The sequence below is a fragment of the Streptomyces sp. NPDC019224 genome (genome assembly GCF_040632605.1).
GTDB lineage: Bacteria > Actinomycetota > Actinomycetes > Streptomycetales > Streptomycetaceae > Streptomyces.
The window spans coordinates 123,201-147,249 of the sequence record NZ_JBEYCF010000014.1; the positions used below are offsets into that span (position 1 = coordinate 123,201).

Here is a 24,049-nt window from a genome sequence, read left to right on the forward strand (position 1 = left end):
TTCCCGGCTTCCTGCTCCGTGCTCCGGCGGGGCGGGAGAGAGGGTCGGTCCCTCCCTCTCCTCCCCGTTGCGGGTTACTTCTTGTTCTCGACCGCGTGGCCGCCGAACTGGTTGCGCAGCGCGGCGATCATCTTCATCTGCGGGGAGTCGTCCTGGCGCGATGCGAAGCGCGCGAAGAGCGACGCGGTGATCGCCGGCAGCGGCACCGCGTTGTCGATCGCGGCCTCCACCGTCCAGCGGCCCTCGCCCGAGTCGGCGGCGTAGCCGCGGAGCTGGTCGAGGTGCTCGTCGTCGTCCAGGGCGTTGACCGCCAGGTCGAGCAGCCAGGAGCGGATGACCGTGCCCTGCTGCCAGGAACGGAAGACCTCGCGCACGTCGGTGACGGAGTCGACCTTCTCCAGGAGCTCCCAGCCCTCGGCGTAGGCCTGCATCATCGCGTACTCGATGCCGTTGTGGACCATCTTCGCGAAGTGGCCGGCGCCGACCTTGCCCGCGTGGACCGAGCCGAAGTCACCCTCGGGCTTGAGCGCGTCGAAGACCGGCTGGACCTTCGCCACGTGCTCGGCGTCGCCGCCGTACATGAGGGCGTAGCCGTTCTCCAGGCCCCAGACGCCGCCGGAGACGCCGCAGTCGACGAAGCCGATGCCCTTGCGGCCCAGCTCCTCCGCGTGCTTCTCGTCGTCGGTCCAGCGGCTGTTCCCGCCGTCCACCACGATGTCGCCGGGCGAGAGCAGCTCGGCCAGCTCGTCGATCGTGGACTGGGTCGCGGCTCCGGCCGGAACCATCACCCACACGACCCGGGGGCCCTTGAGCTTGCCCACAAGCTCTTCCAGGCTGTGGACATCGGCGAGATCCGGATTGCGGTCGTAACCGATGACGGTGTGGCCTGCGCGGCGGATGCGCTCGCGCATGTTGCCGCCCATCTTGCCGAGGCCGACGAGACCGAGCTCCATCAGAGATTCCTTAGCGTTGTGCCGATTCGTACCCAAGTCCGAGCCTACGCCCGGCAGGGGACAGGACGCCGGGCGTGCTCGGCGCTGAACACACCCGTCGGGCCCCGCCGGGGCGGGGCCGGGGGCAGGTCAGCCGGAGAGGCGGACCGGCATGATCAGGTACTTGTAAGCGCTGTCCGCCTCGGCGTCCACGGCCGGGCGGCCGCTGAGCAGGGCCGGCTTGGTGGAGGTCGTGAAGGAGAGCTGGGCGACCGGGGAGTCGATGGCGCTCAGGCCGTCGAGCAGGAAGGTCGGGTTGAAGGCGATCGAGATGTCGTCGCCCTCCAGCACGGCGTCGACCCTTTCCACAGCCTGTGCGTCGTCGCTGGAACCGGCTTCCAGGATCAGGACGCCCTGCTCGAAGCTCAGCCGGACCGGGGTGTTGCGCTCGGCCACCAGGGCGACGCGCTTGACCGCCTCGACGAAGGGCGCGGTCTCGATCACGGCGACCGAGTTGAACTCGGTGGGGAAGAGCGTCCGGTACTTCGGCAGGTCGCCTTCGAGCAGTCGGGTGGTGGTACGCCGTCCGGCGCCCTCGAAACCGATGAGCCCCTCGCCCGCGCCGGACCCGGACAGCGCCAGGGTGACCGTGTCACCGCTGGTGAGGGCCTTGGCGGTGTCCAGCAGCGTCTTGGCGGGCACCAGGGCGACGGCGGAAGCCTCCGGGTCCTCCGGCTTCCACAGGAACTCGCGGACCGCGAAGCGGTAGCGGTCGGTGGAGGCGAGGGTGACCGTGTCGCCCTCGATCTCGATGCGCACGCCGGTCAGGACGGGCAGGGTGTCGTCGCGGCCCGCGGCGATGGCGACCTGGGCGGCGGCGGAGGCGAAGACCTCACCGGGCACGGTGCCGGTCGCGGTCGGCATCTGCGGGAGTGCCGGGTACTCCTCCACAGGAAGGGTGTGGAGTGTGAATCGCGAGGAGCCGCAGGAGACGGTCGCCCGCACACCGTCCGTGGAGATCTCCACCGGTCGGTTGGGGAGAGCGCGGCAGATGTCGGCGAGCAGCCGGCCGGAGACGAGGACGGTGCCGTCCTCCTCGACCTCGGCCTCCACCGAGACCCGCGCCGAGACCTCGTAGTCGAAGCTGGAGAAGCTGAGGGCTCCGTCCTCGGCCTTCAGCAGAAGACCCGCGAGAACGGGCGCCGGCGGACGGGCCGGAAGGCTGCGGGCCACCCAGGCCACCGCCTCCGCGAGTACATCGCGCTCCACCCGGATCTTCACCGGAACCGCCTCCTGCTGTTTTCGCCCTGCCGGCCTTCGTCGTCTGGTCGGGTCACTCCTCCGATGCCGGGGGGAGGACGCCGGGGACCAGTCTGACGCACCGCACCGACACTCGGTGCGGCTCGGGGTCAAATCGCGGCAAGAGGCTCGGAGCGCTCCGAGGCCGAGTTGTGCACAGGCCCCACTTCAAAACGGATTCCGAGCTAACTATGAGTGGTGGTAGTAGTAGGGCCTGTGGAAACCGTGGATAACCCCGTTTTCGCAGGTCAGACCCTGTTTTTTATCCACCGGTCCTGTGGGTGACACCGGTGGACAACTCGGGCTTTCTGTGGACAGCCGGAAGTTGTGCACAACCCGTACACAGGACAGGGGGGTTTCTCCCCAGGTCTGTCCCCAGCTTTACCCCGGTTCCCCACAGGCCAAGCGCCCCTCGTGGTGTGACGCCTTTCACTCGGGGCGGTGACAGGGCCTGTTGTGTTGCCGAACAGTGGACAGCGTTGTGGAGAAGCGGCCTCCGGCTGGGGAAAACGGCCTCAGACCTGTGGGCAGCCGGTGGACAACCAAGACCGGCTCCTGTGGACGAAGAAGTTGTCCACAGCCTGTGGATTGTCGTTGACCACAAATCCACAGCCCTCTGAGCTGCTCTGATGTTCTCCCGGAGGCCGCGCCTGTGGATGCAGTATGGACAACTTTTTGATCCCCAGGCTGTGGAGGGAAAAAAGTTCCCGAATCTGTGGAGAACACCCGTGTCCTCTCGACTAATCGAACAGCGCACGGCCTCCGGGAGCAGGGGCGGTCGACGGCCGGCCGGGGCGTGGAGCCGCGCGTAGGGGTGGCGAGCCGTGTTTTCGGGGTACGCAGAAGGGCGCTGTGCGGACTCGTCAGGAGTCCGCACAGCGCCCTTCTGCGTACGTGCGGGGGTCGGCGCGGGGCGCCGTCAGCCGTTCTTGATGCGGTTGGTGAGCTCGGTGACCTGGTTGTAGATGGAGCGCCGCTCCGCCATCAGCGCCCGGATCTTGCGGTCCGCGTGCATCACCGTCGTATGGTCCCGCCCGCCGAACTGCGCCCCGATCTTCGGCAGGGAGAGATCGGTCAGCTCGCGGCACAGGTACATGGCGATCTGCCGGGCTGTCACCAGCACGCGGCTGCGCGAGGATCCGCAGAGGTCTTCCACTGTCAGCCCGAAGTAGTCCGCGGTCGCCGCCATGATGGCGGTCGCCGTGATCTCGGGGGCGGTGTCCTCGCCTCCCGGGATCAGATCCTTCAGCACGATCTCCGTAAGACCCAGGTCCACCGGCTGGCGGTTGAGGCTGGCGAAGGCCGTCACGCGGATGAGAGCGCCCTCCAGCTCACGGATGTTGCGTGAGATGCGGGAGGCGATGAACTCCAGCACCTCCGGAGGGGCGTTGAGCTGCTCCTGCACTGCCTTCTTGCGCAGGATCGCGATCCGGGTCTCCAGCTCGGGGGGCTGTACGTCGGTGGTCAGCCCCCACTCGAAACGATTCCGCAGCCGGTCCTCCAGAGTGACCAGTTGCTTCGGCGGCCGGTCGGAGGAGAGCACGATCTGCTTGTTGGCGTTGTGGAGCGTATTGAAGGTGTGGAAGAACTCCTCCTGCGTCGACTCCTTGCTCGCCAGGAACTGGATGTCGTCGACGAGCAGGATGTCGACATCGCGGTACCGCTTGCGGAAGGTGTCGCCCTTGCCGTCACGGATCGAGTTGATGAACTCGTTGGTGAACTCCTCGGAGCTCACGTACCGCACCCGGGTCCCCGGGTAGAGGCTCCGCGCGTAGTGCCCGATGGCGTGCAGCAGATGGGTCTTGCCGAGCCCCGACTCCCCGTAGACGAACAGAGGGTTGTACGCCTTCGCGGGCGCTTCGGCCACCGCGACGGCCGCGGCGTGCGCGAAACGGTTCGAGGCTCCGATGACGAAGGTGTCGAAGAGGTACTTCGGGTTCAGCCTGGCGTGCGGTTCGCCGGGGCCGGGCGCCGGCGCGGGCTGGGCGCCCATCGGGCCCGGGGCCCCGCCGGGCCGGCCGGTACCGGCGCCCGGGCGGTGCTGCGGCTCCGGCATCTCGTGGCGCTCGGGGCGGGGGCGCTCGGTGGGCCGGGGCTCGTACCCCTGGCGCTCGGGCGGCTGCGAACGGTAGTCGTGCTGCGGGGGACGGCCGCCGCCGTACGGCTCGCGCCACTGGTCGGCCGACGGCTCGCGGTCCTGGAACCCGCCGAGCCGGGGCTGCTGCCAGGACAGGTCCTCCTGGGTGCGCGGCCAGGCACCGGGCTCCGGGCGCTGCTGCTGCTGGTAATCCGGGTAGGCGGGCCGCGCGGTCGGCATGCCGTCGTCCGAGGGCCGGGTCCCGTAGCCCTCGTACGCCTCGCCGGGGCGGCCCTCGTCGTGCTGCGGGCCCTGGTAGCGGTGGGGCGGCTGGGGGGACTGGTGCATCGGGGGCGCGGGTGGGCCGGCCGGCTCGCCCGCGGAGTCGTCGACGGTGATCGCGATCCGGATGGGGCGCCCGCACTCGCGGCTCAGCGTCTCGCTGATGAGGGGGGCGAGGCGGCCTTCGAGGACGCGCTTGCCCCATTCATTGGGGACGGCCAGCAGTGCGGTGTCGGCGACCAGGGCGAGCGGCTGACAGCGCTCGATCCACTGCTTGTCCTTCGGCTCGATGCCCTGCTGCCCCTCCCCGAGGAGTTGCTCCAGCACTCGTGGCCACACTGCGGCAAGATCGGCAGGTACGTCAGCCACAGGGCACACTCTCTCGCTGGTCCCACGAATGTGTGGTTCTCGGGACGGTATGGGTCGGGGTGGGTGAGGACCGGCAGGCGGGAAGAAAAAGAACCGGAGTTCAGCCACGGTAGTCAGCACGACCCGCACGGTTCAAGTCGTTGTCCACAGGCTGTGCACAATGGGGGGTCCGGCAGGGTCGGTTTGACCGGATGGCGTAGCCGCGCGTACCGTGACCAGGTCGAGTTGTCGATGGCTGCTGCCGCCTGCCTCCGATGGGCAAAGATCACGATCTGTGATTGTGAAGCGGTGCACTAGGGCGTTTACGCGAGTCTCTCGTGGGCGCACGGTGACAGCCAGGCGATGTCCCGCCAACACACGAGTCATTTCTGGAGCCCCCGAGTGAGCAAGCGCACCTTCCAGCCGAACAATCGTCGTCGCGCGAAGACCCACGGCTTCCGGCTGCGGATGCGCACCCGTGCCGGCCGCGCGATTCTCGCGTCCCGCCGCAGCAAGGGTCGCGCCAGCCTGTCCGCCTGATCGCGTACAGGTCGTCATGACGTGCTGCCTTCCGAGAATCGGCTGAGGCGGCGCGAGGACTTCGCGACCGCAGTACGACGAGGACGCCGGGCCGGTCGTCCGCTCCTCGTCGTCCATCTACGAAGCGGTGCAACCGACCCGCACGTGACTGGGGAGAACGTTCCCCCGCCGCGTGCGGGTTTCGTTGTCAGCAAAGCCGTGGGTGGTGCGGTCGTACGCACAGCCGTGAAGCGCAAGCTTCGCCATCTGGTCCGAGAACGACTTGCCCTGCTGCCCCCCGGTAGCCTGGTTGTCGTACGAGCGTTGCCCGGAGCGGGCGACGCCGACCATGAACAGCTGGCCCGAGACCTGGACGCCGCACTGCAGCGGCTGCTGGGAGGGGGCGTGCGATGAAGTACCCGCTGCTGGCTCTCATCAAGCTGTACCAGTGGACGATCAGCCCACTTCTCGGGCCTGTCTGTCGTTACTACCCGTCGTGTTCCCACTATGGATATACGGCGATCGACCGGCACGGAGCGATCAAGGGAACGGCGCTGACGGCCTGGCGCATCCTGCGATGCAATCCGTGGTCGCCGGGCGGCGTGGATTACGTACCCCCACGCAGACGTCCGCGTTGGCACGAACTGCTGCGCAGCGCCCTACGCGGCAGCAAGGGCGGGGACTCCGCCGCTGACGTGCCTCCCGGGGGCTCGGTCACCGAGCTCCCGAGTTCGGCCGCAGAGACTTCGCCCAATGCTCAAGGAGCTTGATTAGTGGACACGATTGCCAGTCTGTTCAGCTTCATCACCTGGCCCGTCTCCTGGGTCATCGTCCAGTTCCACAAGTTGTACGGGGCGGTCTTCGGCCCCGACACGGGATGGGCCTGGGGTCTGTCCATCGTGTCCCTCGTGGTGCTGATCCGTATCTGCCTGATCCCGCTGTTCGTCAAGCAGATCAAGTCGACGCGGAACATGCAGATGCTCCAGCCGAAGATGAAGGCGATCCAGGAGCGCTACAAGAGCGACAAGCAGCGTCAGTCCGAAGAGATGATGAAGCTGTACAAGGAGACGGGTACCAACCCGCTCTCCTCGTGCCTCCCCATCCTCGCGCAGTCGCCGTTCTTCTTCGCGCTGTACCACGTGCTCTCCGCGATCGCCTCGGGCAAGACCATCGGCGTCATCAACCAGCCGCTGCTGGAAAGTGCGCGCCAGGCGCACATCTTCGGTGCCCCGCTGGCCGCGAAGTTCAAGGACAGCGCTTCCGAGGTTGCCGCGCTCGGTGCATCCGTGACCGATGTCCGGGTCGTCACCGCGGTGATGATCGTGCTGATGTCGGCCTCGCAGTTCTTCACACAGCGCCAGCTGATGACGAAGAACGTCGACCTCACGGTCAAGACGCCGTACATGCAGCAGCAGAAGATGCTGATGTACATCTTCCCGCTGATCTTCGCGGGCATGGGCATCAACTTCCCCGTCGGTGTCCTCGTCTACTGGCTGACCACCAACGTCTGGACCATGGGTCAGCAGATGTACGTGATCAACCAGAACCCGACGCCGGGCAGCAAGGCCCAGGAGCAGTACCTCGGGCGCCTGCTGAAGAGCGTGACCGCGCACGGCGAGGTCCGCGGCCGGACCCGGCGCAACACCGTCAAGCGGATCGTGGCCAAGGGCCCGGACCGCAACGACATCGAGCGGAAGTTCGTCGTCGGACTGGCCAAGCTCGGGCTCGCTCCGCAGGAGGACGGCACGGTGGCCAAGAGTGACACCGCCGTGGCCGAGGCGGAGGGTGGCGCCCAGCAGCGCCGCCAGCAGCCCAAGCGGCAGACCAAGGCGCAGCGCCAGACCGGTGCGGCCCAGCCGGGCGGAGCCAAGGACAGCGACTCCGGTGAGTCGGAGTCCAAGACCTCCCTGCAGAAGAGCGCCACGCAGGACGACAAGTCGAAGCCGGCGGGCAAGCCCGCGTCCGGTTCCTCACGCCAAGCCAAGTCCGGACAGCGCAAGGGCCCGCAGCGGCCCAAGCATCCGTCCAAGAAGTAAGAAGGAGTCCATCCGTGACGGAAGGCACCATCTCCACGGCCGCTGAGGGCAGCGACACCTTGACCCGCCTTGAGCAGGAAGGGGAGATCGCAGCGGACTACCTTGAGGGCCTGCTCGACATCGCCGATCTCGACGGCGACATCGACATGGACGTCGAGGCGGACCGGGCCGCGGTCTCGATCATCAGCGAATCGGCGCGCGATCTGCAGAAGCTGGTGGGGCGCGACGGCGAGGTCCTGGAGGCGCTCCAGGAGCTGACGCGGCTGGCCGTGCACCGGGAGACCGGTGACCGGAGCCGTCTGATGCTGGACATCGCCGGATTCCGGGCCAAGAAGCGCACAGAGCTCGCCGGGCTGGGTGCCAAGGCGGCGGACGAGGTCAAGAGCACCGGTGAGCCGGTGAAGCTGGACCCGATGACGCCGTTCGAGCGCAAGGTTGTGCACGACGCGGTCGCCGCCGCGGGCCTGCGCAGCGAATCGGAGGGCGAGGAGCCGCAGCGCTTCGTCGTCGTCCTGCCGGCCTGACCGGCTCCTTACCTGTCGGCCCCGTCTGTTCGCAGACGGGGCCGATCTTTGTCAGCCTGATAGACAGCCACCCATGGTGCGGTAGTGCGGTATGGAAGGACGGTCCCCGTGACGGAGGAAGTAGCGCTTCCCCAGGCGCCCGACGAGGCCCGGGAAGTGTTCGGTGAGTACTTTCCCGAGGCTGTCCGGTACGCGGAACTGCTGGCGGATGCGGGGGTCACGCGCGGGCTGATCGGTCCGCGTGAGGTTCCGCGTTTGTGGGAGAGGCACCTGCTGAACTGCGCGGTGCTCTCCGAGGTCGTCCCCGAAGGGGTCACGGTCTGCGACGTGGGCTCGGGGGCAGGGCTCCCGGGGATCCCCCTGGCGCTGGTGCGCCGGGACCTGAAGATCACCCTGCTGGAGCCGCTGCTGCGCCGGACGAACTTCCTCCAGGAGGTCGTCGAGCTGCTGGGCCTCGACCATGTGACGGTCGTCCGCGGCCGGGCCGAGGAGGTCCTCGGCTCCCTGCAGCCCGTGCATGTGGTGACCGCCCGTGCGGTGGCCCCGCTGGACCGGCTGGCCGGCTGGGGCGTCCCTCTGCTGCGGCCTTACGGCGAGATGCTGGCGCTCAAGGGTGACACCGCTGAGGAAGAGATCAACGGCGCCCGTGCGGCGCTCAGCAAGCTCGGGGTGGTGGACACCGAGGTGCTGCATGTCGGCGAGGGCGTGGTCGACCCGATGTCCACCGTGGTGCGTGTGGTGGTCGGCGAGAGCCCGGGGGGTGTGAGGTTCGCCGCAAAGCGGGCCAAGGCCGCGCGGACCAGCCGGACGCGGCGCCGCCGCTGAGCCGTGCGAGCTCTGCGCGGAGTGTCGTGGCTTTGTAGCTACGCTGCAGAGGCATCGTGTTTCACGTGAAACGTCGTTCTCTGCTGCATGGAATCATCGGCCGCGGTCGTAAGACAGCCGCCCCTCCCCGTCGCAGGCTCGTTAGGGCCACGGAGTTGTCCACAGAAGTGGTTTCATCCACAGAAGAGCGGGCCTCGCTGGTTCACGACCCCGAAACCATGACAGGCTCTGCTCATTGCGAGCCTGAAGTCGAGGAGAGTGAATCCTTGCGGTCCGACGCCAACATCGCGGGGCCGATGACCGATCCGGTCCCCGGCCCCCGAACCGAATCGGCGGGGGACGGTGTTTCACGTGAAACACCGCCGCCGATGGATGACACACCCATCGGTCGTGCGGCCCAGCTGGCGGTGGAGGCCCTCGGCCGAGCCGGCGAGGGAATGCCGCGGCCCGAGCAGACCCGCGTCATGGTTGTGGCCAACCAGAAGGGCGGGGTGGGTAAGACCACCTCGACGGTCAACCTCGCCGCGTCGTTGGCGCTCCACGGTGCACGGGTCCTGGTGGTCGACCTCGACCCGCAGGGCAATGCCTCCACGGCTCTGGGTATCGATCACCACGCCGAAGTTCCCTCGATCTATGACGTCCTGGTGGAGAGCAAGCCCCTCTCCGACGTGGTTCAGCCCGTCCGGGACGTCGAAGGTCTCTTCTGCGCCCCGGCCACTATCGATCTCGCCGGTGCGGAGATCGAGCTGGTGTCGCTGGTGGCGCGGGAGAGTCGACTCCAGCGCGCCATCCAGGCGTATGAGCAGCCGCTGGATTACATCCTGATCGACTGCCCGCCCTCGCTGGGCCTGCTGACGGTCAATGCTCTGGTAGCCGGGGCAGAGGTGCTGATCCCCATTCAGTGCGAGTACTACGCGCTGGAGGGCCTGGGACAGCTCCTGCGGAACGTCGAACTGGTACGGGGCCACCTGAACCCCACTCTCCATGTGTCGACGATCCTGCTCACCATGTACGACGGCCGGACCAGGCTGGCGTCGCAGGTCGCGGAGGAGGTCCGCAGTCACTTCGGCAAGGAGGTGCTGAGGACCAGCATTCCCCGGTCGGTCCGTATCTCCGAGGCACCGAGCTACGGGCAGACCGTGCTCACCTATGACCCCGGTTCCAGTGGATCGCTGTCGTACCTCGAAGCGGCCCGGGAGATCGCGCTCCGCGGGGTTGGTGTGCGTTACGAGGGACAGCACGCCCACACGGGCGGTTCGATCAGTCAGCAGCAGAGCAATTCGGAGGGGATCCAGTGAGTGAGCGTCGTCGAGGGTTGGGGCGAGGGCTCGGTGCCCTGATCCCAGCCGCTCCGCAGGAGAAGCAGCTGTCGTCCACCGGGGCCGGGTCCTCCTCGCCGGTTCTGACCCCCGAGCGGGGCGTGGCCGCCGCGAAGGTGACCACGCTGGGGACCAGCCCCGTGGTGCCGGGTCCGAGCGCGCCGGTGTCGGGGACCGAGCCGACGCTCTCGGGCGATGTGGCCGGTGCGTACTTTGCCGAGTTGCCGCTCGACTCCATCACGCCGAACCCGCGTCAGCCGCGTGAGGTCTTCGACGAGGACGCGCTGGCAGAGCTGGTCACCTCCATCAAGGAGGTCGGTCTTCTCCAGCCGGTCGTGGTGCGCAAGACAGGGGCCGACCGCTTCGAGCTCATCATGGGCGAGAGGCGCTGGAGGGCCTGCCGAGAGGCCGGCCTGGAGCGCATCCCCGCCATCGTCCGGGCCACTGACGACGAGAAGCTCCTTCTGGACGCTCTTCTGGAGAACCTTCACCGGGCTCAGCTGAACCCGCTGGAGGAGGCGGCTGCCTATGACCAGCTGCTCAAGGACTTCAAGTGCACGCACGACCAGCTGGCCGACCGGATCGGACGTTCCCGGCCGCAGGTGTCCAACACCCTGCGTCTGCTGAGGCTGTCACCTCCGGTGCAGCGCAGGGTCGCCGCCGGGGTGCTGTCGGCAGGCCACGCACGTGCCCTGCTGTCGGTGGACGACTCCGAGCAGCAGGACAAGCTGGCTCACCGCATCGTGGCCGAAGGGCTCTCGGTGCGTGCAGTCGAGGAGATCGTGACGCTCATGGGTTCCAGGCCCACGAGCGCCAAGAAGGCCAAGGGGCCTCGTGCGGGGACCCGGGTCTCTCCGGCGCTCTCCGACCTGGCATCGCGGCTCTCCGACCGGTTCGAAACCCGGGTGAAGGTCGACCTCGGACAGAAGAAGGGAAAGATCGTCGTCGAGTTCGCCTCGATGGAGGATCTGGACCGCATCCTCGGTAGTCTCGCGCCGGGCGAGGGCAGGGTGCTGGACCGCGCTCCGTCCGAGGAGTCGGCCGAGGACGACGAGAGCTGAGACGCGCCGAGCGCTGAGGGCGGGCTGTTTCCGGTTCACGGAATACAGCCCGCCCTTTGCTTTCTCGCGGTGTCGGCTTGATCCGGCGGTGGTTACGATGCGTTCTGGCAGGCCATTTCCGTCCATGACGCAGTGGGCGAGAGAAGTGAGGAACAGCCTTCATGGGGCGTCGGCTCGTACCGCTCACGCTGGACAACCTTCCCGACCTCCCCCGGCGCTGCCGCTCCTGTGTGTTCTGGGAGCTCGACCCGGTCAGCGGAGAGGCGGCCGTCAAAAGCGGAACCTCCGATCGGGAGAAGGAAGCCTGGATCTCCGGCGTCCTTCTGGAGTGGGGCTCCTGCGGGCGTGTGGTCTATGTCGATGACGTACCGGCCGGCTTCGTGCTCTACGCACCTCCCGCATACGTCCCGCGAGCCACTGCCTTTCCGACGAGTCCCGTCTCCCCCGATGCGGTCCAGCTGATGACCGCGTTGATCATGCCGGGATACCAGGGGCAAGGGCTGGGCCGGGTCATGGTGCAGACCGTCGCCAAGGATCTGATCCGCCGGGGCTTCAAGGCGATCGAAGCCTTCGGAGATGCCCGGTGGAAGGAGCCGGCCTGTGTGCTGCCTGCTGATCACCTCCTGTCGGTGGGGTTCAAGACGGTGCGGCCGCATCCGGTGTACCCCCGGTTGCGGCTGGAGCTGCGTACGACGCTCTCCTGGAAGGAAGACGTCGAGATGGCCTTGGACCGACTCCTGGGCGCGGTGCAGAAGGAGCCCGCACTGCACCCGTTGTGAGGCGCGCATCACCGGTACATGCGAAACGGGCCCGTCCTGGGGAGGACGGGCCCGTTTCACGTGAAACAGCAGACGCAGGCTCTGCCTTACTCGGCGATGAAGCCCGCCAGGTCGCGGAGGATCGCGGCCTTCGGCTTGGCGCCCACGATGGTCTTGGCGACCTCGCCGCCCTGGTAGACGTTCAGCGTCGGGATGGACATGACGCCGTACTTGGCGGCGGTGGCCGGGTTCTCGTCGATGTTGAGCTTCACGATCTCGATCTCGCCGTGCTCGGCCGCGATGGCCTCCAGCGACGGGGCGATCTGGCGGCACGGACCGCACCAGGCGGCCCAGAAGTCCACCAGTACGGGCTTGTCGCTCTTGAGGACGACCTCCTCGAAGGAGTCATCGGTCACGTTCTTCAGGGCGCCGGCCACGGCGGCCTCCTTAGCTTCGCGGGGTGTGTGGGGTGATGTGGATGAGGCGTGGATCAGACGGCGGCCGCGGTGGCAGCCTTCTCGTCGTCGGCGAGCGCCGCGAGGAAGCGCTCTGCGTCGAGGGCGGCGGAGCAGCCGGTGCCGGCCGCGGTGATCGCCTGGCGGTAGGTGTGGTCGACGACATCGCCCGCACCGAAGACACCGGCCACATTGGTGCGCGTCGAGGGGGCGGCCACCTTCAGGTAACCCTCGTCGTCCAGCTCGAGCTGGCCCTTGAAGAGCTCCGTGCGCGGGTCGTGTCCGACAGCGATGAACAGGCCGGTCACGGGCAGCTCGGACGTCTCGCCGGTCTTGGTGTTGCGCAGGGTCACGCCGGAGAGCTTCTGCTCGCCGTTGACCCCGGCGACCTCGCTGTCCCAGGCGAACTTGATCTTCGGGTCGGCGAAGGCGCGTTCCTGCATGGTCTTGGAGGCGCGCAGCGTGTCGCGGCGGTGGACGATGGTGACCGACTTGGCGAAGCGCGAGAGGAAGGTCGCCTCCTCCATCGCGGTGTCGCCGCCGCCGACCACGGCGATGTCCTGGTCCTTGAAGAAGAAGCCGTCGCAGGTCGCACACCAGGAAACGCCGCGTCCGGAGAGGGCGTCCTCGTTGGGAAGTCCGAGCTTGCGGTGCTGCGAGCCCGTGGTGACGATGACCGCCTTGGCGCGGTGGACCGTGCCGGCGGTGTCGGTGACCGTCTTGATGTCACCGGTGAGGTCTACGGAGACCACGTCGTCCGGGACCAGCTCGGCGCCGAAGCGCTCGGCCTGGGCGCGCATGTTGTCCATGAGCTCGGGCCCCATGATGCCGTCCTGGAAGCCCGGGAAGTTCTCCACGTCGGTGGTGTTCATGAGTGCGCCACCGGCGGTGACGGCGCCCTCGAAGACCAGCGGCTTCAGCGAGGCGCGCGCGGTGTAAAGGGCGGCTGTGTAGCCGGCCGGGCCGGAGCCGATGATGATCACATTACGCACGTCGCTCACGGGTTTCTTCCTCGTCTCTGCAGACTGCCTACTGTCCACGCCTACTGGGGCCGGTTCAACGACTCTCACCCCACCCAACGGATCCTACGGGGGATGCATTCCCGACGTGCCGGGGCGGCTGGGGGCGTGATTCTCAGGGGCGCGTGTAGGCGTGAGTCAGCAGCAGCTTCCCCTTGACGGGGGGCTCGGCGCCGACACAGGCCGCGTCGACGACATAGGCCTGGACGCTGGATGCGTCCGTGGGATGGGGCAGGACCACGAGGTACGCATCGGTGCCTTCGTAGGTGCCCTTCTCGATGGCGAGGGCGGTGCTGTTCCGCCCGATGCCCTCTTCCACGCAGGCGGGCACGGCCACGGTGGGAGCGCGGAGCGGGAAGTCGGGTGACATGGAGTCCGAGGGCTCCGTCTGGAGCGAGGGCTCGGACTGCGGCGAGGACTTGGAGCCTACGGACGGAGGTTGTTCCTTGGCGTGGGGGTCCTGAGGGACGGTCGCATCGCTGCGTCCGTTCAACAGCGCGTCCACCCGGTCCTGGAGAGTGGACGGGGAGAACGCCCGCGAGTGGCTTTCAGCGGCCGTTGCATCCTGGCTCAGTGCGCCGGCGTCACTGCTGCTCTGTGACACCGGAGCGTTCTGCAGCAGGAAGATGCTCATGCCGGCCAGGGCCGCGGCCCCGAGCGCGGTGGCGAGCACAGTGGCGCGGCGCCGCGTCCGTCCGGGACGACGGCCGGGGCCCGTGCCCGTACGTGCATGCCCGGCGGGGCGGTCCGGGGGGCCGGGTCGGGCCGAAACGGCCGCGACTATGGGTTCGGGCTCTGTTTCACGTGAAACATCGGTTTCACGTGAAACATCGATCGCCGCCTCGGGCTGCGTACGGCGGGAGAGCGCCTCGGCGGCGAGTGCGGCGTCGAGGCGGTCGGCGATGTCCTCGGGCATGGGCTGGGGAGCGGGTAGGTCGCCGAGCATGCCACGGATCTCTTCCAGCGAGGCGAGGGTGTCGCCGCAGAGATCACACGTATCCGTGTGGCCGCGGACCTCGGCGGCGCGGGACTCGGTGAGCAGGCCCTCGGTCAGGTCGGAGATCTCCGAGACATCCGGGTGCTGGGTCGTGTCGGCTGCTGATGTCATCGGTGTCCACCTCCGCCCTTCATCGCAGTTGGATCGCTTGCGCCCGCCTCTCGTGGCCCGGCTGCTGGTGGGACGGATGCTCTGGGCGTCCGGTTCCCTTTCGCGTCGGGCGCCTCCTCGCCCCCACCGTCACTTCGGAGATGGGCCAGCAGAGGAGCCAAGCGTGCTCGCCCCCGCGCGCAGCGGCTTTTCACCGTGCCGACGGGCACATCGAGAATGCGGGCGGTCTCTGCCACCGGGTAACCCTGCATATCCACCAGGACGAGCGCCGCGCGCTGTTCGGCGGGGAGCGTGGCCAGAGCGGCGAGAAGTTCCCGGTGGAGATCATGGCGCTCCATCGGTGCCTCTGCGGACTCGTGGGGCTCCATGAGCTGGTCCAGCCGTTCCGGGTCGTCGACCGGGGAGGTCTTCCGCGATGCGGCCTTGCGGACACGGTCGAGGCAGGCGTTCACCGTGATGCGGTGCAGCCAGGTGGTGACGGCGGACTGGCCGCGGAAGGTGTGGGCGGCGCGGAACGCGGAGACCAGCGCGTCCTGTACGGCGTCGGCTGCTTCCTCACGGTCGCCCAGCGTCCGCAGAGCCACGGCCCACAGGCGATCGCGGTGGCGTCGTGCCAGCTCACCGAAGGCATCGGGGTCGCCGGCGACATGACGGGTGAGGAGGTCCGCGTCGCTCGGAGCGTCGGCATCGACACCGTAGTGCTTGCGGTCTCCCCCCTCAGCTGTCGCCATCCGTGCATTGAAACCGATTCCCGGCGCAAAGTAAATGGCGCGGTCGGTTGGATTATAGGAATGATAAAAAGAGCGATTCGGTCGCGCTTCGGAAGCTCCCTATCCGCCCTATATTGAGGGAAATGAGGAAGGGGATCGCATGATGAAGAGGCATGTGAAGCGGTATCTGGGAAAGGTGCTGCCGACTGTTCTCGCCGCGCCTGTGCTGGTGACGTTGCTCCCGGCGAGCGCACAGGCGGCAACCCATTCGATGGACGGAAAGAACCCCGTTTCCGCCGAGTGTTCCGGCGATGCCGCCACCGTGAAGCGCGCGCTCATCGGCACCTCCAGCTGGACGCTGGGCGCCATTGAGCTGCGGTACAGCGTGAAGTGCCACACCGCCTGGGCGAGGATCACCCTCTCCGAGGACGTATGGGGCAAGGCTCAGGTCGTGCGGAACTCGGACGGCAAATCCTATAACTGCACGAAGCTCTCCTACAGTGCGTCACTCGGCAGCTATACGTGCTACACGGCGATGGTCTATGACAAGGACCCGCTGTCCTCTTACGCGGAAGGCTGGTCGCAGTACGACAACGTCAGCCTGCACTCGAAGACGCCTTCGTACTGACCGCTGAAACGGCCCGCGTAAAAGAAAAAAGGGTGTCGGGACGGATCGACAGATCCGGCCCGGCACCCTTTTCGGTGGTCGTGAAATGTCAGCTGGTGACCTTGATGTCCGAGATCTTCCCTCGGAAGTTCCCCTCGCCGCTCGGCGGGAGCTTGGTGAGCCAGACAAGCAGGTATCGCGCCTGCACGGGCTTGGCAGGCTTGAGCGACACCTGCGTGCCCGAACCCTCGGCGACCGTATCGAAACCGTTGGGCAGGGTCGGCACCGTGGAGTCGTCGGCGGCCCTCAGCTCGACCGACGTGGTGCCCCCCAGGAAGGACACGTCCACCGTGCCGACTCGCTGCACCTTGCCGAGATCGAGTACGACCCCGACGCCGTCCTTCAGATTTCCGAAGTCGGCGGACGCGTACCAGTCAGTGTGCCAATACGTGCTCCGGTCCGCGTCGTGGACATGGTCTATGTCCTGAGGCTTCTCGGACCCGTTGCCGAGGGGGTCGAAGTCCTGGGCGCGGACGATCGGGACGGGCTTGCTCTTCTCGACCGGTGGGGGATCGTTGTTCTCCGGGTTGGACTGGGTGGTGCCGGGGTCACTGCCCGAGTTGTTGTCCCGGTCGATGAGCGTCTCGGCGAGCTGCCAGCTGCCCAGGCCCAGGGCGGCGATCAGCAGCGCGGAGACGGCCCACTTCAGGGCCCTTCCGGTGCGGCTCTGCAGCGGGGCGGGGGGGACGGGCACGACGGGCTGGGTCGTGGCGGCTCCGGCCGCGGCGGGCCTCCCGTACGTGCCCTGCTGGTAGGTGGTCCGCTGGTACTCGGGCGGGGCGGTGAAGACGGGCTCGGGCGGGCGGATGCGCGGCATCGCCGCGACGGCCTTGGCGAGCTCGTCGGGCGTGGTGCACGGCTGCTCCTGGCGGGAGGCCGTGGCGCCGTCGTTGGCGAGGGCCCGCATGGCGATCTCGGAGAGCCCCCGGTGGACTCCCGCCCGTACCTGGTCGGGCGGGAGCAGTCCCATTCCCTTGGGCAGGCCGGTGAGCCCGTACGCGTCGCTCTCGTACGGCCAGCGCTGCGTCAGCGCGGCGTACAGCAGGGCGCCGATGGCCTCCGTGTCGGCGCGCTGGGGGCCCTCCGAGGTGATGCCCCGCAGGGCGGCGTTCACCGCGAGGCCGCGGATGCGGTACTGGCCCGACGAGCTGCGCAGCACCGCCCCCGGCGTGAGCCTGAGATGGGCCAGTCCCTCCCGGTGTGCGGCCGCCATGGCCTGGGAGACCTGGCTGACGAGCTGATACGCCTCGTGGGCCTCCATCGGGCCCGCGCCCAGCAGGGCGGTGAGCTCGGTGGCGTCGGGCAGCCATTCATGGACGACGTAGACGAGGTCGTCCTCCTCGACGGCGTCGAGGACCTGTACGAAGCGGGGGTCGCCCAGCAGCGCGGAGGACCGGGCTGCGGCCAGGACGGAGCGCGCCCGTGGGTGGTCCGCGGGAAGGAGGTGGACGCCGACCGCCCGACGCAGCTTCTCGTCGACGGCCCGCCAGCTGCTGAACCCGTCCAGACGGGTGACGCACTCCTCCAGACGGTACCGGCCGGCCAGTTTGTGCCCGCTGTGCAGATCCGGGGCGGCCGGGAAGGGCTCGGAAGCGGCCTTGTCGCCGTCCTCCTTCGGGGAGTCCGTGTCCACCGCGTCCTGCGCTTCTGCCGTGCCGTCGGTCGTGGCCTCGTCCGCCTTGGCGGTCAGCGGCTCATCCCCGCTGTTGTCGGCCACGTCGACGGCAGCCGTGCTACGTTCCGCCACCGTCGTTCCTGCCTCCCCATCCGTTGCGCGATGCCAGCCAGCTCTGCACAGTCACGCCAATTGTGCCCACACTCCGGCGCTATGCACGACACGCGGAGGCCGGCGATGGTTGTGCGGGCCGGTCGTTCTCAGCGGCCGAGCCGCCCCCTGACCATGCCGACCATGCCGTTGATCTCTTCGATCCGCATTCTCTTGGCCGCGAGGAAGAACACTCCCAGCAGCAGGGCCCCGCCGCAGACCAGCGCGACGAGCGAGCCGAAGGCGCCTTCGCCGAGCATGTTCAGGATCCCGAAGCCCGCTGCCCCGCCGACCACGGTGGCCGGAAGAGCGGCCAGGCACAGCCGGGCGTAGGTGCGGACCACGTGGGCGCCGTCCAGATCGCCGCCCAGACGATTGCGCAGCCGGCGCCATGCGATCCCGACGCCGACGGCGTACGCCAGGCCGTACGAGGCGGCCATGCCGACCACGGCCCACTGGGCGGGCAGCACCGCGTAGCAAATGGCCGAGGCAGCCGCGTTGACCAGGGCGACGATGACGGTGTTGTAGAACGGCGTGCGAGTGTCCTCGTACGCGTAGAACCCGCGCAGCACCACGTACTGCACCGAGTACGGGATCAGACCGAGGCCGAAGGCCATCAGGATGAAGCCCATGGAGCGGGCGGCCTCGGGGCCGCTGGAGGCGTAGAGCAGGGTGCACATCGGCACGCCCAGGGCCAGGAACGCGAAGGCGACCGGCACGATGGCCACGGCGGAGTTGCGCAGCCCCTGCGAGATGTCGTCGCGGACGGCGCCGGGGTCGTTGTCGTGCGCGGCCCGGGAGATCCGGGGCAGCAGGGCGGCCATGACCGAGACGGTGATGATCGCCTGCGGCATGCCCCAGATCAGCTGGGCGTTGGAGTAGGCGAGGAAGCCCGCGCCGTTCTTTCCGGACGCCTTGCCCGCCGAGGTCGCGAGCTGGGTGACGACCAGCACGCCTGCCTGGTTGGCGAAGACGAACAGGACCGTCCACTTGGCCAGCTTTATCGTCTTGCCCAGCCCGTGGCCCTTCCAGTCGAACCGCGGGCGGAAGCGGAAGCCGGCCTCGCGCAGATACGGGACCATGGCCAGCGCCTGTACGACCAGTCCGAGCAGGGTGCCGATGCCCAGCAGCCGCACGCCCTCCGGTGGGATGGTCTGCACGCCCATGTGGGACTCGTGGGACGTTCCGTAGACCCAGATGAACATCCCGAAGGTGAAGATCATGACGATGTTGTTGAGGACCGGGGTCCACATCATCGCGCCGAACTTGCCGCGGGCGTTGAGGATCTGGCCCATCACGACGTGCACACCCATGAAGAAGATGGTGGGCAGGCAGTAGCGGGCGAAGGTGACGGCGACGTTGTTGGCCGCCGGGTCGTCCGAGATCGTCGATGACATCAGCCGAATGAGCCACGGAGCGGCGAAGACCACCACGGCGACGATGAGGCCGAGAGCGACCATCACCAGGGTCAGCAGCCGATTGGCGTAAGCCTCGCCGCCGTCCTCGTCGTCCTTCATGGAGCGGACGAGCTGGGGGACGAAGACGGAGTTCAGGCCCCCGCCCACGGTGAGGATGTAGATCATCGTGGGCAGCGTGTAGGCGATGGTGAAGCTGTCACCGAGCAGGGCCGCGCCGAGCGCCGCGGTGATCACGAGGCTGCGGACGAAGCCGGTGAGACGGGAGACGAGCGTGCCGGCCGCCATGATCGCACTGGACTTCAGCAGGCCGGAGGCACGGCCGCCGGACTTGGGCGGCGCGGGAGCCGGGGCGGGCTCGGGCTGGGCGGGCGCCGGAGAGGCGGCCGGCCCCGCCGGTCCCTCCTGGTCCCGGAAGAGGTGGGCGAAGGCGTCGGGCTCGTCACGGTGGGCGGAAGCCTGGGTGACGAGGTCGTCGACGCCCACGAACTGGGTCGTCGCGGCGTTGTCACCGTACGGGAGATGACGCGAGGGTCCGGCGGGTTCGGGCGGCGGCGTCTGGGCCCAGATGCGGGGGTCGGGGGCGTACGGGGATGCCGGAGGCTGCTGGTAGAGCGGCTGCGGCTGCTGGTAGGCACCGGGGTGCGGGGGCGGATGCGCGGCGCGGTCGTACAGCGCCTCGTCCACCGGGTCCTGAGCGGAGAGGTCCTGGGCCCGGTAGGGGTCGTAGTCGTACGCGGACTGCAGATACGGGTCCGGCACCGGTTCCTGCTCCGGCCCAGGGGGCACCGGAGGGCCGCCGGGGTACCCGGCCCCTCCCGCACCCTGACCGCGGTCACCGTCGTACGGCGCGTTCATCGAAACCCCACCTCATCGTCCCCGGCCGACCGGCCGCGACAGACATCGCTCAACGGTCCACTTTCTCACCCGTGCCCGAGGGCTCCGCGCTTTCGGGACCGGTGTCCGGCGTCGGGTCACTCGGCTGCTCGGGTTCACTGCCGTCGTCGCCCGCCGCGCCGCCCGCGTTGGCGCGCTTGCGGTGTGCATACATCCTGATGCCGGCCAGAACCAGCAGCAGCAGCCCGCCGGCGATCACCAGAAGCACCGTCGGGGTGATCTCGGAGACCTTCACGGTGAAGGCCATTTCCTCGCCGTACGGAGTTCCGTCCTCCGTGTAGAGCTGCGCGGTCATCTGGACCTGGCCGTTGATGTTGGCCGCCGCGTCGAACTTCACCGACTGGCTGTGCCCGGCGCCGATCTGGATGGGCTGCTCCGCCATGCTGCCGCCGTCGTTCAGCTTGAGGCGGGTCGCGTTGTCCGACTTGAGCCGCAGCACCAGGTGCTCGACACCCTGCAGCAGCCTGTTCTGCACGGTCACGGGGATCGTGGCGCTGCGTCCGGACAGGGTGATGTCCGACTTCGGGACGAGCTGGACCTCGCCGACCAGTCCCTGCAGATAGGTGTGCACCGAGTCCCGGTACTGCTGGGCCTCCAGCGGCCTGCCTCGCCACGACGCCGACATGGACCGGTTGACGGCGTTGCCGAAGGGGGTCACCACCCGCTCGGGCTGGGTGAGGATGACCTGGAAGTTGTCGAGCGAGGACTGGATGGACTTGATGTCCTGGAAGGCCTGGGTGGGCAGCTCCTGGCGGCGCAGCTTCTTCGGGTACCGGGAGGCCGGAGGCACCTCGGTGGTCGCTTCCGCGTCCGGCTTGGTCGCCGCCGCCTGGGCCAGCCCCTGGGACTGGGTCCAGCGCTCGTCGTCCAGTGCGTGGAGGGCGCGGGCCATCGACTGCGCCTGGGCGACCGTCGGCGTGCGCTGGGGCGCGACGACGACGGACCGGTCCTTGTCCGTGTCCTGCTCGGCCAGGGCGAGGCTCAGGGCGAGGAACTTCTGCACGGCGAGCGTGGAGTTCCCCGCGTTGCCCATGTCGCCCTGGAAGGCCGTGGAGAGCCGCGCGTCGGAGACCACCGCTGTGGTGCCGCCGCCGATCGGGCGGGCGGCGGAGGGCGTGTACAGCAGGTTCCCGGTCTCTTTGAGACTGTCGCTGCGGGCGATCACGTGGTGGGCACCGGCCGAGGTGGCGACGTCCACGATCGACGGGTCCACCGCACCGTCCACCGGCCATGCGAAGTCGGTCGACGGCTTCAGGTGGAGGATCGTCTCCACCGTCATCCCGGCGACCTCACTGGCGGTCTGCAGATGGCTGAGGGTGCCCGAGACGGTCTTGCCGCGGTGGGCGATCGAGGCCAGGTCCGGGTCGCCGAACGGCAGGGCCACGACCTTGCCCTCGGACACGGCCGCTTCCAACGAGGTGAGCCACTTCTTGGCCACCTCCTGGTTCGTCCCGGCAACCGTGGTGTCGCCGGACCTGACCCGGTAGGGCTTGGTCATCGCATCGACACCGGCCAGCAGGTCCGGATCGATGACCCAGGTCACGGGCAGCTGCCTGCCCAGCGACACCATCTGTTCGAGACGCCCGCCCGGAGCGATCTCGGCGGCGAGGTCGTCGTCGGCGAACACCGGGGTCTGCTGCTCGTCGGAGCCGGTCTCCGCCGTGAGGTGGGCGGATGCGATCAGCGGCCAGAGGTAGCTGATGCCGATCTTCGAGTCGCGTTCCCCGTCCTGCCAGGGGAGGAAGGTCCGTTTGATGCCGAGCACCTGGTCGTACACGGTGTGCGAGGTGTGGCCGGACAGCGAGACACCCAGCTGGTAGACCCCGTCGTCCCCCAGGCCCAGCTTGCTGACGGGGACCGACAGCGTGAAGTCCTGGCTGATGCCCGAACGCAGCTTGTCGATCTCGACCGTGTACTTGCCCCCGATGGGATAGGGGTCGGTGCCGGGCAGGTATCCCGTGCGGCGGGCAGCCGTGTCGATGGAGGTCCGGCTGTAGAGCCGGGGGCCGACCCGCAGGTCCACCTGGGCGTCGGTGACCGTTTCCCTGCCCTTGTTGGTCAGGGTTCCGGAGATCCGCAGTGTGTCCCCCTTCTCAGGGGCGCTGGGGGTGACCTCGTCCAGCGATACGGAGACCGTGCTGGAACCCGTCGGAGCTTTGCTCGTGGTGTCGGCCCGGGCCTGCGGGGCGGATGCACCGGCCAGCAGAGCGGCCACGAGCGGAGCGCCGGCGAGCGCAGCGACTGTGCGCCGCAACCACCGGCGGGCAGGAGAGGGATTCATCCCCTGGATGTCTGCCGCCTCGGCCACGCGTACCCGTCCCTCGTCATCGTCAGCTGCTGTCGATCGTTGTCCGTTGCTGCGTCCCCGCATGGTAACGAGGCGCGGGGGCCAAGTGCTGGGGAGTGTGCTGCATGATCGGGAGAGTCCGGCGGTGCCGAGGGAATGCATGACGCCCGGACCGGCACGGGCACGTACCCTTTTCTGTTGTGCCGAACGCCAACGAAGACAACTCCAGCGCCCTGACCCAGGTGCAGCACCGCGCAGTCAGCGAACGGCTGCGGGTCTCCCCGGTCGCCGACGATCTCGCCCGCCGATTCCAGGATGCCGGATTCAGTCTCGCACTGGTCGGTGGCTCGGTCCGCGACGCACTGCTCGGGAGGCTCGGGAACGACCTGGACTTCACGACCGATGCCCGCCCCGAGGACGTGCTGAAGATCGTCAGGCCGTGGGCCGACTCCGTGTGGGAGGTCGGGATCGCTTTCGGCACGGTGGGCGCGCAGAAGAGCGGCTACCAGATCGAGGTCACGACGTACCGGTCGGAGGCGTACGACAGGACCTCGCGCAAGCCGGAGGTGTCCTACGGCGACTCCATCGAGGATGACCTCGTGCGGCGTGACTTCACGGTCAACGCCATGGCGGTCGCGCTGCCCGAGAAGGGTTTCATCGACCCCCACGGGGGCCTGCAGGACCTGTCCGAGCAGGTCCTGCGCACGCCCGGGACGCCTGAGGAGTCCTTCTCCGACGACCCGCTGCGTATGCTGCGCGCGGCACGGTTCGCCGCACAGCTCGATTTCGAGGTGGCCCCCGAGGTCGTCACCGCCATGACCGAGATGGCGGGCCGGATCGAGATCGTCTCCGCCGAGCGCGTGCGCGAGGAACTGAACAAGCTCCTGCTCTCCTCGCATCCCCGGAAGGGCCTGTCCCTCCTCGTTGAAACGGGGCTTGCTCAGCAGGTCCTGCCCGAGCTGCCCGCGCTCCGGCTTGAGAGTGATGAGCATCACCGGCACAAGGACGTGTACGAGCACTCCCTGACCGTCCTGGAGCAGGCGATCGCCCTGGAGGAGGACGGGCCGGATCTCGTTCTGCGTCTTGCGGCCCTCCTGCATGACATCGGCAAGCCGAGGACGCGCCGCTTCGAGAAGGATGGGCGCGTCTCCTTCCATCACCACGAGGTGGTGGGCGCCAAGATGACCAAGAAGCGCATGACGGCGCTCAAGTACTCCAACGAGATGGTCAAGGACGTATCGAAGCTGGTGGAGCTGCATCTGCGCTTCCACGGCTACGGCGACGGCGAGTGGACCGACTCCGCGGTGCGCCGTTACGTACGGGACGCAGGTCCGCTCCTGGAGCGGCTGCACAAGCTGACCCGGTCGGACTGCACCACGCGGAACAAGCGCAAGGCCGCTGCTCTCTCGCGCACCTACGACGGGCTGGAAGAACGCATTGCCCAGCTGAAGAGCCAGGAAGAGCTGGACGCGATCCGGCCGGACCTGGACGGCAACGAGATCATGCAGATCTTGGGCGTGGGGCCGGGCCCGGTCATCGGCAGGGCGTATGCGTTCCTGCTGGAACTGCGCCTGGAGAACGGCCCGCTGGAACACGCCGAGGCGGTCGCGGAACTGAAGAAGTGGTGGGAGGCGCAGAGCTGAGGCTCTCGCTTCCGGTCAGTGCCGTCGGCGCTCATGTTTCACGCCTCGCACCCACCTCCCCGTACTCGGCCTCCAAGGCGTCGAGCGACCTCATCGCACTGGC

General features: G+C 68.3%; 21 protein-coding genes. 11 read left to right on the forward strand and 10 right to left on the reverse strand.

Annotation, left to right across the window (positions count from 1 at the left end):
* Nucleotides 1-74: 74 nt before the first annotated feature.
* The 3 genes from gnd to dnaA form a co-directional block, all read right to left on the reverse strand.
* Nucleotides 75-953 (reverse strand): phosphogluconate dehydrogenase (NAD(+)-dependent, decarboxylating), encoded by an 879-nt coding sequence (gene gnd, locus ABZ564_RS12270; RefSeq protein WP_360853787.1) that lies wholly within the window; start codon nucleotides 951-953, stop codon nucleotides 75-77.
* A gap of 129 nt (nucleotides 954-1,082) precedes the next feature.
* A complete protein-coding gene (gene dnaN / locus ABZ564_RS12275) occupies nucleotides 1,083-2,213 on the reverse strand; it encodes a DNA polymerase III subunit beta (RefSeq protein WP_360853790.1) in 1,131 nt (376 codons plus the stop codon).
* Between the two features lie 937 nt (nucleotides 2,214-3,150).
* Nucleotides 3,151-4,959, reverse strand: coding sequence for a chromosomal replication initiator protein DnaA (gene dnaA, locus ABZ564_RS12280; RefSeq protein ID WP_360853793.1), 1,809 nt, complete (start codon nucleotides 4,957-4,959; stop codon nucleotides 3,151-3,153).
* Nucleotides 4,960-5,340: 381 nt separating this feature from the next.
* Between dnaA and rpmH the strand changes: the two genes are divergently transcribed.
* From rpmH to ABZ564_RS12325, 9 genes are all read left to right on the forward strand, one after another.
* The gene (rpmH, locus tag ABZ564_RS12285) at nucleotides 5,341-5,478 is read left to right on the forward strand and encodes a 50S ribosomal protein L34 (RefSeq protein ID WP_006348049.1); all 138 of its coding nucleotides are present in this window, start codon (nucleotides 5,341-5,343) and stop codon (nucleotides 5,476-5,478) included.
* A 21-nt stretch (nucleotides 5,479-5,499) separates the two neighbouring features.
* The gene (gene rnpA / locus ABZ564_RS12290) at nucleotides 5,500-5,871 is read left to right on the forward strand and encodes a ribonuclease P protein component (protein ID WP_360853796.1); all 372 of its coding nucleotides are present in this window, start codon (nucleotides 5,500-5,502) and stop codon (nucleotides 5,869-5,871) included.
* On the forward strand, nucleotides 5,868-6,227 hold the full coding sequence (gene yidD, locus ABZ564_RS12295) for a membrane protein insertion efficiency factor YidD (protein WP_360853799.1): 360 nt from the start codon (nucleotides 5,868-5,870) through the stop codon (nucleotides 6,225-6,227). Before rnpA ends, yidD begins: the two co-directional genes overlap by 4 nt.
* Nucleotides 6,228-6,230: 3 nt before the next feature.
* Complete coding sequence (yidC, locus tag ABZ564_RS12300; RefSeq protein WP_360853802.1) at nucleotides 6,231-7,493, forward strand: membrane protein insertase YidC; 1,263 nt, start codon at nucleotides 6,231-6,233, stop codon at nucleotides 7,491-7,493.
* Nucleotides 7,494-7,507: 14 nt separating this feature from the next.
* Complete coding sequence (locus ABZ564_RS12305; protein WP_360853805.1) at nucleotides 7,508-8,017, forward strand: R3H domain-containing nucleic acid-binding protein; 510 nt, start codon at nucleotides 7,508-7,510, stop codon at nucleotides 8,015-8,017.
* Nucleotides 8,018-8,125: 108 nt separating this feature from the next.
* Nucleotides 8,126-8,842 carry a 16S rRNA (guanine(527)-N(7))-methyltransferase RsmG gene (gene rsmG / locus ABZ564_RS12310; protein WP_360853808.1) on the forward strand — a complete coding sequence of 239 codons (717 nt, stop codon included), beginning with the start codon at nucleotides 8,126-8,128 and terminating at the stop codon, nucleotides 8,840-8,842.
* Between the two features lie 218 nt (nucleotides 8,843-9,060).
* Complete coding sequence (locus ABZ564_RS12315) at nucleotides 9,061-10,140, forward strand: ParA family protein (RefSeq protein WP_360853865.1); 1,080 nt, start codon at nucleotides 9,061-9,063, stop codon at nucleotides 10,138-10,140.
* Complete coding sequence (locus ABZ564_RS12320; RefSeq protein ID WP_360853811.1) at nucleotides 10,137-11,222, forward strand: ParB/RepB/Spo0J family partition protein; 1,086 nt, start codon at nucleotides 10,137-10,139, stop codon at nucleotides 11,220-11,222. Before ABZ564_RS12315 ends, ABZ564_RS12320 begins: the two co-directional genes overlap by 4 nt.
* 161 nt (nucleotides 11,223-11,383) lie before the next feature.
* The gene (locus ABZ564_RS12325) at nucleotides 11,384-12,001 is read left to right on the forward strand and encodes a GNAT family N-acetyltransferase (protein WP_360853814.1); all 618 of its coding nucleotides are present in this window, start codon (nucleotides 11,384-11,386) and stop codon (nucleotides 11,999-12,001) included.
* An 86-nt stretch (nucleotides 12,002-12,087) separates the two neighbouring features.
* On the opposite strand, the gene trxA is transcribed toward ABZ564_RS12325, so the two are convergent.
* The 4 genes from trxA to sigM all read right to left on the reverse strand — a co-directional run bounded on the left by trxA (nucleotide 12,088) and on the right by sigM (nucleotide 15,293).
* A complete protein-coding gene (gene trxA, locus ABZ564_RS12330; protein ID WP_164399276.1) occupies nucleotides 12,088-12,417 on the reverse strand; it encodes a thioredoxin in 330 nt (109 codons plus the stop codon).
* Between the two features lie 53 nt (nucleotides 12,418-12,470).
* On the reverse strand, nucleotides 12,471-13,436 hold the full coding sequence (gene trxB, locus ABZ564_RS12335; protein WP_360853818.1) for a thioredoxin-disulfide reductase: 966 nt from the start codon (nucleotides 13,434-13,436) through the stop codon (nucleotides 12,471-12,473).
* Nucleotides 13,437-13,569: 133 nt separating this feature from the next.
* On the reverse strand, nucleotides 13,570-14,562 hold the full coding sequence (locus ABZ564_RS12340) for a hypothetical protein (protein ID WP_360853822.1): 993 nt from the start codon (nucleotides 14,560-14,562) through the stop codon (nucleotides 13,570-13,572).
* The gene (gene sigM / locus ABZ564_RS12345) at nucleotides 14,559-15,293 is read right to left on the reverse strand and encodes an RNA polymerase sigma factor SigM (RefSeq protein WP_360853825.1); all 735 of its coding nucleotides are present in this window, start codon (nucleotides 15,291-15,293) and stop codon (nucleotides 14,559-14,561) included. Before sigM ends, ABZ564_RS12340 begins: the two co-directional genes overlap by 4 nt.
* A gap of 139 nt (nucleotides 15,294-15,432) precedes the next feature.
* Between sigM and ABZ564_RS12350 the strand changes: the two genes are divergently transcribed.
* Nucleotides 15,433-15,900, forward strand: a complete 468-nt coding sequence (locus ABZ564_RS12350) for a DUF2690 domain-containing protein (protein WP_360853828.1) — start codon at nucleotides 15,433-15,435, stop codon at nucleotides 15,898-15,900.
* An 88-nt stretch (nucleotides 15,901-15,988) separates the two neighbouring features.
* On the opposite strand, the gene ABZ564_RS12355 is transcribed toward ABZ564_RS12350, so the two are convergent.
* From ABZ564_RS12355 to ABZ564_RS12365, 3 genes are all read right to left on the reverse strand, one after another.
* Nucleotides 15,989-17,686, reverse strand: a complete 1,698-nt coding sequence (locus ABZ564_RS12355) for a protein kinase family protein (protein ID WP_360853831.1) — start codon at nucleotides 17,684-17,686, stop codon at nucleotides 15,989-15,991.
* A gap of 128 nt (nucleotides 17,687-17,814) precedes the next feature.
* Nucleotides 17,815-19,977: a murein biosynthesis integral membrane protein MurJ gene (murJ, locus tag ABZ564_RS12360; protein WP_360853835.1), complete on the reverse strand. Its 2,163-nt coding sequence runs from the start codon at nucleotides 19,975-19,977 to the stop codon at nucleotides 17,815-17,817.
* Between the two features lie 49 nt (nucleotides 19,978-20,026).
* Nucleotides 20,027-22,324 carry a DUF6049 family protein gene (locus ABZ564_RS12365; protein WP_360853838.1) on the reverse strand — a complete coding sequence of 766 codons (2,298 nt, stop codon included), beginning with the start codon at nucleotides 22,322-22,324 and terminating at the stop codon, nucleotides 20,027-20,029.
* Nucleotides 22,325-22,503: 179 nt separating this feature from the next.
* Between ABZ564_RS12365 and ABZ564_RS12370 the strand changes: the two genes are divergently transcribed.
* Nucleotides 22,504-23,946 (forward strand): CCA tRNA nucleotidyltransferase, encoded by a 1,443-nt coding sequence (locus tag ABZ564_RS12370; RefSeq protein ID WP_360853841.1) that lies wholly within the window; start codon nucleotides 22,504-22,506, stop codon nucleotides 23,944-23,946.
* Nucleotides 23,947-24,049: the final 103 nt, after the last annotated feature.